This is a genomic window from Nocardioides coralli, assembly GCF_019880385.1.
GTDB classification, from domain to species: Bacteria; Actinomycetota; Actinomycetes; order Propionibacteriales; family Nocardioidaceae; genus Nocardioides; species Nocardioides coralli.
The window spans coordinates 3,039,671-3,052,099 of sequence record NZ_CP082273.1; the positions used below are offsets into that span (position 1 = coordinate 3,039,671).

The 12,429-nt window shown below is 72.8% G+C and carries 14 protein-coding genes and 1 pseudogene; 7 read left to right on the forward strand and 8 right to left on the reverse strand.

The features are described from left to right. The first annotated feature begins 50 nt into the window (after nucleotides 1-50). A complete protein-coding gene (locus K6T13_RS14990) occupies nucleotides 51-797 on the forward strand; it encodes an SDR family NAD(P)-dependent oxidoreductase (RefSeq protein ID WP_222895340.1) in 747 nt (248 codons plus the stop codon). 43 nt (nucleotides 798-840) lie between these two features. Continuing rightward, on the forward strand, nucleotides 841-1,530 hold the full coding sequence (locus K6T13_RS14995; protein ID WP_222895341.1) for an aspartate/glutamate racemase family protein: 690 nt from the start codon (nucleotides 841-843) through the stop codon (nucleotides 1,528-1,530). Nucleotides 1,531-1,697: 167 nt separating this feature from the next. On the opposite strand, the gene K6T13_RS15000 is transcribed toward K6T13_RS14995, so the two are convergent. Together K6T13_RS15000 and K6T13_RS15005 are read right to left on the reverse strand one after the other, a co-directional pair. Then, nucleotides 1,698-2,582 (reverse strand): ribonuclease HI family protein, encoded by an 885-nt coding sequence (locus K6T13_RS15000; protein WP_222895342.1) that lies wholly within the window; start codon nucleotides 2,580-2,582, stop codon nucleotides 1,698-1,700. A gap of 12 nt (nucleotides 2,583-2,594) precedes the next feature. After that, on the reverse strand, nucleotides 2,595-2,876 hold the full coding sequence (locus K6T13_RS15005) for a sigma-70 family RNA polymerase sigma factor (RefSeq protein WP_222895343.1): 282 nt from the start codon (nucleotides 2,874-2,876) through the stop codon (nucleotides 2,595-2,597). 150 nt (nucleotides 2,877-3,026) lie between these two features. Between K6T13_RS15005 and typA the strand changes: the two genes are divergently transcribed. Continuing rightward, the gene (typA, locus tag K6T13_RS15010) at nucleotides 3,027-4,901 is read left to right on the forward strand and encodes a translational GTPase TypA (RefSeq protein WP_222895344.1); all 1,875 of its coding nucleotides are present in this window, start codon (nucleotides 3,027-3,029) and stop codon (nucleotides 4,899-4,901) included. A gap of 65 nt (nucleotides 4,902-4,966) precedes the next feature. Here the strand turns inward: typA and K6T13_RS15015 are convergent, their stop codons facing one another. Further along, a complete protein-coding gene (locus tag K6T13_RS15015) occupies nucleotides 4,967-5,722 on the reverse strand; it encodes a hypothetical protein (RefSeq protein WP_222895345.1) in 756 nt (251 codons plus the stop codon). Nucleotides 5,723-5,816: 94 nt separating this feature from the next. Between K6T13_RS15015 and K6T13_RS15020 the strand changes: the two genes are divergently transcribed. Then, entirely contained in the window at nucleotides 5,817-6,404 is a 588-nt protein-coding gene (locus K6T13_RS15020) for a TetR/AcrR family transcriptional regulator (RefSeq protein WP_222895346.1), read from the forward strand. Nucleotides 6,405-6,438: 34 nt separating this feature from the next. Here the strand turns inward: K6T13_RS15020 and K6T13_RS15025 are convergent, their stop codons facing one another. Then, nucleotides 6,439-7,068: a hypothetical protein gene (locus tag K6T13_RS15025; RefSeq protein WP_222895347.1), complete on the reverse strand. Its 630-nt coding sequence runs from the start codon at nucleotides 7,066-7,068 to the stop codon at nucleotides 6,439-6,441. A 122-nt stretch (nucleotides 7,069-7,190) separates the two neighbouring features. Continuing rightward, a complete protein-coding gene (locus tag K6T13_RS15030) occupies nucleotides 7,191-7,787 on the reverse strand; it encodes a rhomboid family intramembrane serine protease (RefSeq protein ID WP_222895348.1) in 597 nt (198 codons plus the stop codon). 83 nt (nucleotides 7,788-7,870) lie between these two features. On the opposite strand from K6T13_RS15030, the gene K6T13_RS15035 reads away from it, so the two are divergent. Both K6T13_RS15035 and K6T13_RS15040 read left to right on the forward strand, forming a co-directional pair. After that, nucleotides 7,871-9,037: an acyl-CoA dehydrogenase family protein gene (locus K6T13_RS15035; RefSeq protein ID WP_222895349.1), complete on the forward strand. Its 1,167-nt coding sequence runs from the start codon at nucleotides 7,871-7,873 to the stop codon at nucleotides 9,035-9,037. A gap of 180 nt (nucleotides 9,038-9,217) precedes the next feature. Further along, nucleotides 9,218-9,739 carry a type 1 glutamine amidotransferase domain-containing protein gene (locus K6T13_RS15040; protein ID WP_222895350.1) on the forward strand — a complete coding sequence of 174 codons (522 nt, stop codon included), beginning with the start codon at nucleotides 9,218-9,220 and terminating at the stop codon, nucleotides 9,737-9,739. Between the two features lie 9 nt (nucleotides 9,740-9,748). On the opposite strand, the gene K6T13_RS15045 is transcribed toward K6T13_RS15040, so the two are convergent. After that, nucleotides 9,749-10,408: a dihydrofolate reductase family protein gene (locus K6T13_RS15045; RefSeq protein ID WP_222895351.1), complete on the reverse strand. Its 660-nt coding sequence runs from the start codon at nucleotides 10,406-10,408 to the stop codon at nucleotides 9,749-9,751. 37 nt (nucleotides 10,409-10,445) lie between these two features. Here K6T13_RS15045 and K6T13_RS15050 point away from each other — a divergent pair, with 37 nt between their 5' ends. Then, the gene (locus K6T13_RS15050; RefSeq protein ID WP_222895352.1) at nucleotides 10,446-11,336 is read left to right on the forward strand and encodes a dihydropteroate synthase; all 891 of its coding nucleotides are present in this window, start codon (nucleotides 10,446-10,448) and stop codon (nucleotides 11,334-11,336) included. Between the two features lie 197 nt (nucleotides 11,337-11,533). Here the strand turns inward: K6T13_RS15050 and K6T13_RS17670 are convergent. Beyond that, nucleotides 11,534-11,872, reverse strand: a pseudogene (locus K6T13_RS17670) (GNAT family N-acetyltransferase); the annotation flags it as partial. Between the two features lie 86 nt (nucleotides 11,873-11,958). Continuing rightward, the gene (locus K6T13_RS15060; protein WP_222895353.1) at nucleotides 11,959-12,429 is read right to left on the reverse strand and encodes a SixA phosphatase family protein; all 471 of its coding nucleotides are present in this window, start codon (nucleotides 12,427-12,429) and stop codon (nucleotides 11,959-11,961) included.

Below are 12,429 nucleotides of genomic sequence, written 5' to 3' on the forward strand. Positions count from 1 at the left end.
CTGCCACCACCCGACCGGGTGAGGGGCGGGTACCCGGCACAATCTCCGGCATGACCGTGACCGCGCGCAACGCCGTCGTGACCGGAGCCAGCAGCGGCATCGGCGCCGCGACCGCCCGGACCCTGGCCGCGGCCGGGTTCCGGGTGTTCTGCGCCGCCCGGCGTACCGACCGCATCGAGGCGCTCGCAGCCGAGATCGACGGCGTCGCGATCGCCTGCGACGTCACCTCACGCGACTCCGTGGCCGGCCTCGCCGCCGCCGTGGGCGAGTCCCTGCACGTGCTGGTCAACAACGCCGGCGGCGCGTTCGGAGCGGACCCGGTGGAGTCGGCCGACCCCGAGCAGTGGCGGGCGATGTACGACGTCAACGTGCTCGGCACCCTCCAGGTGACCCAGGCGCTGCTGCCGGCGCTGCGGGCCAGCGGCGACGGGCTGGTCGTCAACGTCGGCTCGACCGCCGGCCGCATCGCCTACGAGGGCGGCGGCGGCTACACCGCCGCCAAGCACGGCGTGCAGGTGATGACCGAGACGCTGCGGCTGGAGCTGGTGGGCGAGCCGATCCGGGTCTCGGAGGTGGCGCCCGGGATGGTGCGCACCGACGAGTTCGCGCTGGTGCGCTTCGAGGGTGACCAGGAGGCGGCGGACGCGGTCTATGCCGGCGTACCCGACCCGCTGGTCGCCGAGGACGTGGCCGACGCGATCGGCTGGATCGCCACCCGGCCCTCGCACGTCAACATCGACGAGCTGGTGATCCGGCCGCGGGCCCAGGCGGCCCAGCACAAGGTCCACCGGGTCTGAGAGGCCCGCTGGCCGTCGCGGGATCCGTGACAGACTCAGCGACGTGCAGACCATCGGCCTCGTCGGCGGCATGAGCTGGGAGTCCAGCCTCGTCTACTACCGCGACCTCAACCTCGGCGTGCAGGAGCGGCTCGGCGGGCTCTCCTCCCCCAAGCTGGTGCTCAGCACCGTCGACTTCGCGGAGCTGACCGCGCTGGAGGACGCCGAGCGCTGGGACCGGATCGGCGAGCTGCTGGCCGAGGCCGCCCGGGGCGTCGAGCGGGCCGGGGCCGACTTCCTGGTGCTGTGCACGACGACGTTCCACAAGGTGGCCGACCAGGTGGCGGCCGCGGTCGGCATCCCGCTGCTCCACCTCGCCGACGTGGTCGCCGAGGCCGTCAAGGCCGCCGGTGCCGGCAAGGTCGGGCTGATCGGCACCACCGTGGCGATGTCCGACAGCTTCTTCATCGACCGGATGGCCGGCCACGGGGTCGAGGTGATCGTCCCCGCGCCGGCGCACCACGACTTCCTCAACACCGCCATCTACGAGGAGCTGGTGCACGGCAACGTCGTCGACGACACCCGCCGCCGGGTGGTCGGGATCGTGGACGAGCTCTGGGACGCCGGCGCGGAGGGGATCCTCGTGGGGTGCACCGAGCTGGAGCTGCTGATCCACCAGTCCGACATCGACCTGCCGGCGTACCCCTGCACCACGCTGCACGTGAACGCCGCGCTCGACCGCGCCCTGGCCTGAGGGGTCCCTCTCGGCTGTCGGCCTGCCTGCCCCCGCGGCGTGGGGGATAGTCCCTAACGAAAATGCTCCCGAAACGCCCTTCTGGGAGCCCTTTCGTTAGGGACTACCCACTTCTGGCAGCGGCACCCCGCATGCAGGGGGCCAGGCCGAGCCGCGTGGGCTGGCGGTCAGGCCTCCGGGGTCCCCTGGTGGAACCGCTGCAGCCAGCGGCCGTCCCGGCGTACCCACAGCGAGCTGCGCAGCGAGGGCTCACCGGTGGCGGGGACCGAGCGCCACACCAGCAGGAGTACGTCGCCGGCGACCCGCTCGACCGCCAGCACCTCCAGGTCGACCGGGTCGGCCAGCGGGCCGATCTCGGCCACCATCTCCTCCCGGGTCCACCGCCGCCCGGAGCGGCCGATCTCCTCCCACGCGGGATCGAGCAGCGCCGCGACGGCCGCGGGGTCGCCGCGCACCTCGTCGGTCAGCAGCGACCGCTCCAGCGCCACGACCTGCTCCTCCTCGGAGGGGGCCGACTCGTCGACCAGCGAGAACAGGTCGGCGTCCGGCTCGGGCGCCCGGGTGACCTCGAACGCGTGCTCCGACCGCGTGTCGCCGAACCCCGGTCCGTGGGCCGGCTGCTCACCGTTCTGGTAGGCCAGCGCGGCCGCGTTGGCGAGCCGGTCGGCGGCCTCGTTGAGCTCGTGACCGGCGTGGCCCTTCACCCACTCGAACCGCACCCGCCGACCCTGCATCGCCGCGTCCAGCGCCTTCATGATCTCGACGTTGGCGACCGGCTTGCCGTCGCCCTTCTTCCAGCCGCGCCGCTTCCAGCCGGGCATCCACTTGGTGATCGAGTTGATGGTGTACCTCGAGTCGCAGTAGACCAGCAGGTCGTCGTCGTGGCCGGCGGTCTGCTGGAGCAGGTCGAGCACCGCGGTCAGCTCACCCATGTTGTTGGTGCCGTGGGGCCAGCCGCCGCTGGCCCAGCAGTGGTCGTCGACGTACCACGCCCAGCCGGCGGGCCCGGGATTGCCGAGTGCGGAGCCGTCGGCGGCGGCGACGAGGGTCACCGCGTCATCGTGTCAGAGCGGCTGGAGCCCTCGGGCGGCGAGGTGGACGGTGCCGAGCAGCCAGCCTCGGGGGTCGGCCTGCACGTCGGCCTCGCCCGCGCGCTCCCACAGCTCGCGGTAGACCCGCCGCAGCACGGTCGCGGCGTCGGGGTCGGCCAAGCCGGAGCCGCGGGCGGTCAGCCAGGCGGCGCGGGAGGTGAGGTCGTAGAGCTCGCCGAAGGCGGCCCGGTCGCCGCCGGCGCTGCGACGCAACAGCTCGTGGACGCTCACGCGGGTCCCCATCAGCATCGCCATGACGCCCCTCCCCTCGGTTCTACCTCGACGTCTTGTTGAGGTTACTGTAGAGGTTCATCGGATGAAGCGCCACCCCCACCGATTCCAGAGCGGGCCCTCCGCGCGACTACGATCCGGTGGCCGCACCCCCTCAGAAAGTGACGTCCCCGCATGCCCACCACCCGCAGCGACCTGCGCAACGTCGCGATCGTCGCCCACGTCGACCACGGCAAGACCACGCTGGTCGACGCGATGCTCCACCAGGCCGGTGCCTTCACGGCCCACCAGGCCGAGGGCGTCGCCGAGCGGGTCATGGACTCCGGCGACCTCGAGCGCGAGAAGGGCATCACGATCCTCGCCAAGAACACCGCGGTCCAGTACGGCGAGATGACCATCAACATCATCGACACCCCGGGCCACGCCGACTTCGGCGGCGAGGTCGAGCGCGGGCTGTCGATGGTCGACGGCATCGTGCTGCTGGTCGACGCCTCCGAGGGTCCGCTGCCGCAGACCCGGTTCGTGCTCCGCAAGGCGCTCAACGCCGACATGCCGGTCGTGCTGGTCGTCAACAAGGTCGACCGCGCCGACGCCCGGATCAGCGAGGTCGTCGACGAGACCTACGAGCTGTTCATGGACCTGCTCGACGACACCCACCGGCAGGACGCGCTGGACTTCCCGGTCGTCTACGCCAGCGCCAAGGCGGGCCGCGCCTCCCTCGAGGCCCCCGCCGACGGCGGGCTGCCGGACTCCGAGGACCTCGAGCCGCTGTTCCGGACCATCCTCGAGACGATCCCCGCGCCGACGTACGACGAGGGCGCACCGCTGCAGGCCCACGTCACCAACCTCGACGCCTCCCCGTTCCTCGGCAGGCTCGCGCTGCTGCGGATCCACCAGGGCACCCTCAACAAGGGCCAGACCGTCGCCTGGATCCGCCGCGACGGCACCACCAAGAACGTCCGCGTCACCGAGCTGCTGGTCACCGAGGGGCTGGAGCGCAAGCCCGGCGAGAGCGCGGGCCCCGGCGACATCGTCGCCGTCGCGGGCATTCCCGACATCACCATCGGGGAGACCCTCGCCGATGCCGAGGACCCCAAGCCGCTGCCGCTGATCCACGTCGACGAGCCGGCGATCTCGATGACCATCGGCACCAACACCTCGCCGCTGGTCGGCCGGGTCAAGGGCGCCAAGGTCACCGCGCGGCTGGTCAAGGACCGGCTCGACTCCGAGCTGGTCGGCAACGTCTCGCTGCGGGTGCTGCCGACCGAGCGCCCCGACGCCTGGGAGGTGCAGGGCCGCGGCGAGCTGGCGCTGGCGATCCTGGTCGAGCAGATGCGCCGCGAGGGCTACGAGCTGACCGTCGGCAAGCCGCAGGTGGTCACCCGCGAGATCGACGGCACCGTGCACGAGCCGGTGGAGCGGCTCACCATCGACGCCCCGGAGGAGTACCTCGGCATCATCACCGAGCTGCTCGCCACCCGCAAGGGCCGGATGGAGCAGATGACCAACCACGGCACCGGCTGGGTGCGGATGGAGTTCCTGGTGCCGGCGCGGGGGCTGATCGGCTTCCGGACCGAGTTCCTCACCGAGACCCGCGGCACCGGCATCGCCCACCACGTGTTCGAGTCCTACGAGCCGTGGGCCGGCGAGATCCGCTCGCGCGCCTCCGGGTCGCTGGTCGCCGACCGGGCGGGTGCGGCGACGTCGTACGCCATGACGAACCTGCAGGAGCGCGGCGTGCTCTTCGTGGAGCCGACGACCGAGGTCTACGAGGGCATGATCGTCGGCGAGAACTCCCGCGCCGACGACATGGACGTCAACATCACCAAGGAGAAGCAGCAGACCAACATCCGCTCCTCCACGGCCGACAACTTCGAGAAGCTGGTGCCGCCGCGGAAGCTGTCGCTCGAGCAGTGCCTGGAGTTCTGCCGCGAGGACGAGTGCGTCGAGGTCACCCCCGACACGGTGCGGATCCGCAAGGTCGTGCTCGACGCCAACGAGCGGGCCAAGCAGGCCTCGCGCGCCCGCCGCGGCGCCGCCCCCGCCTGACCGGACCCCTCGCACGACCCCGGGTCGCCTCCGCCCGCGCCGAGGCGCGCGGGACGGCGTGGGAGTCAGTGCGTGGCCGGTGGGGTGCGTCGCACCAGCCGGAGCCCGGTCGCGACCAGGAAGGCCACCCACAGGAGGAACCCGGCGAGCGCGGCGACCAGCAGCGGGGAGCCGCCGACCACCCAGTACGCCGCGGCGCCGGCGAGCACCAGCAAGGCGCCGCCGAGCGGTGCGAGCACGGCGAAGGCCCGCGGTGTGATCCCGGCCGCCACCCCGGCGAGCCCGAGCGCGGCCAGGGCCAGGCCGAGGGCCGGGTGGGAGAAGGAGAAGGCGGCGTCGTGGACCGCCATGAGCCCCACCAGCACCCCGTCCTCGAGGTCGGCCGCCCGCGCGACCACCACGACCGGGACCAGGGCCGTGACCAAGAACATGGCCATCAGGCCCGCCACCCCGAACAGCCCGGCGACGGCCAGGGCCGGACGTCGCCCCCACGCCTCCTGCACGACCGCGCCGACGAAGAGCCCGAGTGCGACGAGGTTGAGGGCCACCAGGACCGTGACCAGCGCGGTCGAGACGGTGGCGCCGGCGGCCCAGGACTGCACCTCCTCGGCCGAGGCACCCACCGCGGGTGCGTCCGTGCCGCGGACGAGGTTCTGGACGATGACGCTGGCGGCGAAGAAGAGGCCGGCGGCGCCGCCGGTGCGACGCCAGCGCTGTGCCGCATCGGCGTCCCCGGCGAGCTGGCGGGGCCTCTCCGTCTGTGCGGCGGTCCGAGGGGCCGTCCGGGGGTCGGTCGAGGTGGTCGCGTCGCTGTGGTTCATGGGTCCTCCCGCGCACTAGAGTGACTGGATCGACGTTCCATTGACTTGAACACCATTACATTCACTGGAACGACCGTCAAGTGACAGGAGCAGCATGGGTCGACGTGAGGAACAGGCCGCGCAGACGCGACGGGAGATCGTGGCCGCCGCCCGCCGGCTCTTCGCGACCCAGGGCTACGCACGCACCAGCGTCACGCAGGTGGCGGCGGAGGCGGGGGTGTCGGTGCAGACCATCTACGACGCGGTGGGGTCGAAGGCCGCACTGGCGGCCGCGCTCAACGAGCTGATCGACGAGGAGGCCGGCATCGGCGAGCTGGCGCGCACGATCGGCACGCTGGAGGACCCCCGCGCGCTCGTCGCGCTGCCGGTGCAGATCACGCGGCAGCTCATGGAGCGGTGCGGCGACCTGGTCCGCGCCACGTTCGGGGCCGCGAGCTCCGAGCCACAGCTGGCGGAGGTCGCTGCCGTCGGCCGTCAGCGGCACCGCGCGGGCGTCGACGGCATCGCGGGACGGCTGGCGGGGCTCGACGCCCTCGCCGTACCCGCGCCACAGGCTGCCGCGACGATGGCGGTCCTCACCGACTCCCGCGTGGCGCTCACGTGTCTCGACGACTACGGCTGGTCGCTGACCGAGTGGGACCGCTGGACCCGAGCGGCCCTCGAGCGGCTCCTGCTGGCGTGAGCCGACTGCCTCAGGGCAGGGAGGACGCCCGTCGTCAGGCGGCGGTGACGAGGTGCCGGCTGTTGGCCTCGATGCCCATCCCGGCGAACGCGATCGTCGGGAGCAGGACCGCGAACGACGCCACGTCGGCCGGCACCAGCTGCGAGAGCGGCAGCGTCGCCACGTGGGCCAGCAGCAGCATCGGCACCCAGCGCGGCACCGTGCGGGCGCGCAGCAGCGCGATCGCGATCAGCAGCTCGCCGAGGTAGAACGCCGCGATCCAGCCGTAGAGGAAGATCGCGAACGTCCAGTCGCGGGTGAGCTGGTCGAGCACCTCGGCCACCAGCGCGTCGGCGTTCACCAGCGCCTTGTAGAACGCGAGGATCATCGCGTAGCCGGCCGTGCCGATGCAGCCGACCGCGAACACGGCGACGGCGGTCAGGCCGAGCCGGGGGTTGCGCGCGTCGAGCAGGGTGAGGATGGCCGGCATCCCGAGGGTCAGCGCCACCGACGCCAGGAAGAACATGCCCGCCACCAGCAGCCAGCGCGCGTCGCGCTGCTCGGAGGCGAGGCGCAGGGCCTCGGCGGAGCTCTCGGTGGCCGGGGTCAGCAGGGCGGCCACCGACAGCGCGGTGGCACCCGCCACCAACGCCGACGCCGAGAACGGCAGCCAGTCGATTCGCATGTTGACTTCTTTCGGGTCCCGAGCTGCGCGGAGGGGAGCAGTCTGTCGACTCTAGGGGTCGGCCGGGGACCCGGGGCAGGTACTAGGAAAAAGATGGCCCGTTCGGGTGGTGGGGCGGCTGGTCACACCCGGGCCGGGACCCGGCGCCGTCCCGCGTGGGCGTACGCCGCCAGCACCCCGCCCACGGCGCCGAACAGGTGCCCCTGCCAGCTGACCCGGGCATCGGTCGGCAGCACGCCGAGCAGCAGCCCGCCGTAGACGATGAAGACCGCGACGCTGACCAGGATCCTCGTCGCGCTGCGCTCGCGGAAGCCGGCCACCAGCAGGTAGGTGAGCAGCCCGAAGACCAGCCCGGAGGCGCCGATCGTGACCGACGCCGCGGGGGCGAGCAGCCACACCCCCAGGCCGCTGACCACCCACGACCACGCCATCACGATGAACCAGCGGGCGGTCGAGACGACCGCGACGAGGAAGCCGAGCACCAGCAGCGGGACCGAGTTGCCCTCGAGGTGTCCCCAGCCGCCGTGCAGCAGCGGGGCGACGAGGATGCCCCACAACCCGTCCTCGGAGCGGGGCCGGATGCCGTAGCTGTCCAGGGCCGCCGGGGTCACCGCGTCGGCGATCTCGATCGCCCAGAGCAGCCCGACGAAGCCGAGGTTGAGGACGAAGGCCGCCACCCAGTGTCGGGTCGGGTCGACCTCCGGCGTACGGGCGGTCACGCTCCTGAACCTACCCGGGGCGCGGAAACGGGCCCGGACTACTGTGACTACCGTCCCGACCCCACCCCTGGAGGACGACACCGATGCCCGCGACCCGGGTGATGCCGACCGAGGAGTCCGCCGAGCTGGTGCAGCTCGTGCGCGACTTCGCCACCAAGGAGCTCCTGCCCCGCAGCGCCGAGGCCGAGGCGACCGAGACCTTCCCGCGCGAGGTGTTCGCACAGCTCGGGGAGCTCGGGGTGCTCGGGCTCCCCTACCCGGAGGAGTACGGCGGCGGCGAGCAGCCCTACGAGGCCTACCTGCAGGTGCTCGAGGAGATCGCCGCGGTCTGGTCGAGCGTCGGCGTGGGCGTGTCGGTACACGCGCTGTCGTGCTTCGGGCTGGCCACGCGCGGCACCGACGAGCAGAAGCAGCAGTGGCTGCCCGACATGCTCGGCGGCGGGCTGCTCGGTGCCTACTGCCTCTCGGAGGCGCACGCCGGCTCCGACCCGGCCGCGATGCGCACCAGCGCCAAGCTGGACGGCGACCACTACGTCATCAACGGCGCCAAGGCCTGGACCACCCACGGCGGCCACGCCGACTTCTACAAGGTCATGGCCCGCACGTCGGAGGACCGCAACGGCATCTCCTGCTTCCTGGTGCCGGCCGACAGCGACGGGCTCTCCGCCGACCCGCCGGAGCGGAAGATGGGGCTGACCGGGTCGGCGACCGCGACGATGCGCTTCGACGGCGTCCGGGTGCCGGTGGAGCGGCGGCTCGGCGAGGAGGGCGACGGGCTGCGGATCGCGCTGGCCGGACTCGACGCCGGCCGGCTCGGGATCGCGGCGGTCGCCACCGGGCTCGCCCAGGGGGCGCTCGACCACGCCGTGGCGTACGCCGGTGACCGGGAGACCTTCGGCAAGCCGATCATCGACCACCAGGGGCTGGCGTTCGTGCTGGCCGACATGGAGGCCGCGGTCCAGTCGGCGCGCGCGACGTACCTCGCCGCGGCCCGCCGCAAGGACGCCGGCCTGCCCTACTCGCGGGAGGCGTCGGTCGCCAAGCTGGTGTGCACCGACAACGCGATGAAGGTGACCACGGACGCGGTGCAGGTGCTGGGTGGCTACGGCTACACGCGCGACTTCCCGGTCGAGCGCTTCATGCGCGAGGCGAAGGTGATGCAGATCTTCGAGGGCACCAACCAGATCCAGCGGATGGTGATCTCCCGCGACCTCGCCAAGGGCAGCCCGGGCACCATCACCCACCGCTGAGGCACCGCCGTACGTCGACCCGACCCCACGCCGGTCGAGCTTGTCGAGACCACCCGACCCCACGCCGGTCGAGCTTGTCGAGACCACCCGGTGTCGACAGGCTCAACCTCCGGACCTCCGCACGCCGACTCCCCCGTCAGGGTGGTCCACGGGCTTGATCGGCCTCCTACCGTCGACCCCATGACCACCAAGATTGCGTTCCTGACCGCGTCCGAAGGCATCGAGAAGGTCGAGCTCACCGAGCCGTGGGACGCCGTGACCGGCGCCGGCCACACCGCCGAGCTGCTCTCCCCCGAGGAGGGCGAGGTGCAGCTCTTCGAGCACCTCGACAAGGCCGACACCCGGCCGGTCGACCGCAAGGTCGCCGAGGCCAGCGTGGACGACTACGACGCGCTGGTGCTGCCCGGCGGTGTCGCCAACCCCGACGCGCTGCGGATGGACGCCGACGCGGTGTCGTTCGTCCGGGACTTCGTCGCCTCGGGCAAGCCGGTGGCGGCGATCTGCCACGCCGCGTGGACCCTCGTCGAGGCCGACGTCCTCTCCGGCAAGCGGCTGGCCGCCTGGCCGAGCCTGCAGACCGACATCCGCAACGCCGGCGGCACCTGGGTCGACGAGGAGGTCGTCGTCGACGGCAACCTCATCAGCAGCCGCAACCCGGGCGACCTGCCGGCGTTCATCAAGACGCTGCTCGACGCCGTCTGAGCCTCTCGCTCAGCGGTCGACCAGCCACCGGGCGAGCAGGGTGCCGTCCTGCTCGACCAGCGTGTGGAGCCGCAGCGGTACGTCGACGGGCGGGCCGTCCAGCATCCGCGGGTGGGTGCCGCCGATGAGCTGGGGCACCACGGTGGTGTCGACCTCGTCGACGCAGCCCTGGTCGAGCAGGTCGCGCAGCAGGTGCGGCCCGCCCTCGGCGAGCAGCTGCTGGTAGCCGCGGGCCTCGAGGAGCCGGCGCAGCTCGGCGAGGTCGACCCGGTGGGAGCCGAGGACCAGCACGTTGTCGGGCCCGAGGAGCTCGCGGGCGTGGTCGAGCTTGTCGGCACGACTGACGGTGGCGAGCAGCACCGGCCCGTGCTCGCCCTCGAGCAGGCTCTCGGGCACCGACGCGCTGCGGCTGACCACCACCATCGGCTTCGGGTTGGGGGCGTAGTTCTCCGACCGGGCCGTCCCGGCGCCGACGATGATCACGTCGGCGAGCTCGCGCAGCAGCGCGAAGACCTCGCTGTCGGCGTCGGAGTTGATGGTCTTGCTGGTGCCGGAGGAGCCGGTGGTGGCGCCGTCGACGGTGGCCACCATGTTGGACCGCAGCCAGGGCGAGCGGCTGGCGGCGTACACCTCGGGCAGGGCGGCGTCGGGTCCGATCAGCACTCTCACCCGCCCCACGCTAGTGGCACCCTCCTAGGCTGGTGGGGTGATCACGCTCGAAGCCCTCGCCCAGCTGTACGCCGACCACGGGGCCGAGCTGGAGCGGCCGGTGGCGCCGGTGCGGGTGAGCGACGACGTCACGGTCGGCGACGGCCACGTGACGATCATGGGGACGGTCAACCTGTCCCGCGACTCGACCTACCGCGAGAGCGTCGCGGTGTCGACCGCCTCGGCGGTGCGCAAGGCCCGCACCCAGGTGGCGCAGGGCGCCACGATCGTCGACGTCGGCGCGGAGGCCAGCGGCAGCGACGCCGAGCGCCGGGGGCCCGACGAGCAGCTCGACCTGCTGCTGCCCGTGGTGGAGCAGCTGGCCGACGAGGTAGCGGTGTCGGTGGAGACCTACGAGCCGGCGGTGGTGAAGTCGGTGCTGGCCGCCGGGGCGCGGATGATCAACCTGACCGGCACCGAGCACGAGGAGGAGATGCTCCGTCTCGTCGCCGAGCACGACGCGAGCGTGCTGATGTGCTTCAGCCAGGGCGACAACGTGCGCGACGCCGAGGACCTGCCGGCTGACGCCGACCTGGTGCCGGTGCTGCTCGACCACTTCGGGCCGCGGCTGGAGCGGGCACGGTCGCTGGGCGTGGACCGGGTCGTCATCGACCCCGGGATGGGGTTCTCCTTCCCCAACCTGAGCGGGGTCGCCAAGGCGAAGGTGCAGCTGCGGGTGCTGGTGCAGGCGCTGCGGCTGCGCGAGCTCGGCGTACCGGCGGGCCACGCGCTGCCGCACGCGTTCGACCTGTTCGAGGACGAGTTCCGCAAGGCGGAGGGGTTCTTCGCGGTCTTCGCCGCCCTCGGCGGCGCCCACCTGCTGCGGGTGCACGAAGTGCCCCACATCCGCACCGTGCTCGGCGCGATGGACGCGCTGGCGGTGCGGTAGGGGCTCCGCGGTTTCCCCGGTCGGCCGGGGAAACTGCCGGTTGTCAGGCGAAGCAACACCGGACAACGGCCAGAATTGCCTGACAACCTCGGCGGGCACCGACCCGCGGGCACTCCCCGAGGCAGCACCATCGCCACCACGTCCGGCGCGTACGCCGGCAGCCACCCAGGGCGCCCGCGACCCACCTCGACCCAGCCGAGGCCGGCGTACATCGCGGTCGCCGCCTCGTGCAGCGGCACCACGTCGAGGCACGGCCCCCGCCCGGCGGCCCGCAACCAGCCGACGGCGGTGTCGTGCAGCTGCCGCCCGAGGCCGGTACGCCGCTGGGCCGGGTCGACGAAGAAGCTGGTCACCACCCCCAGCCGCGGCGTCGGGAGTCCGTGCCCGGCCGACCACGCTGCCGCGAACCCGTCGTCGCCGACCTCGGTCACCGCCACGTGCCCCACGGGCCGGCCGCCGACCAGCGCCGTCCACGCCGCCAGCTCCCCGGGCCGCACGATGAAGTCGGCGACCGGGAACGGCAGCGGCCACCGCATCGGGTAACGGCTGGTCGGCTGCTGGGCGGCGAGCACCTCCCCGAGCACGGGTACGTCGCCGGGTGTGCGCGGCCGGACCTCGGCCGTCACGTCGGCGGCCGGCCGTGCGCGACCAGCTCGACGTCGTCGGGCGTCGACCACGGGCCGTCCCACCGCAGCACCGCGATGCACGAGGTCGGCATCGTGTGCCACTCCCCCGTCAGCGAGCGCAGCAGCTCCTCCATCGCCGGGTTGTGGCCGACCAGCGCGACCGCATCGAGCCGCTCGTCGAGGCCGCGGACGATCTCGAGCAGGTCCTCACCGTCGAAGGTGTAGGCCGCCTCGTGGATCTCGGCGGGCGGCGGGTCGGGCAGCTCCTCGGCGACCAGGTCCCAGGTGGCCCGGGCGCGGGTGGCGGGTGAGACGACGGCGACGTCGAGGGTGGGTCCGTGCTCGGCGAGCCAGCGGCCGGCCTCGGCGCCCTGCCGCTGGCCGCGCGCGGCGAGCGGCCGGTCGCGGTCGGCGCGGGTGGCGGACCAGTCGGACTTCGCGTGCCGGATGAGGACCAGGGTGGGCAT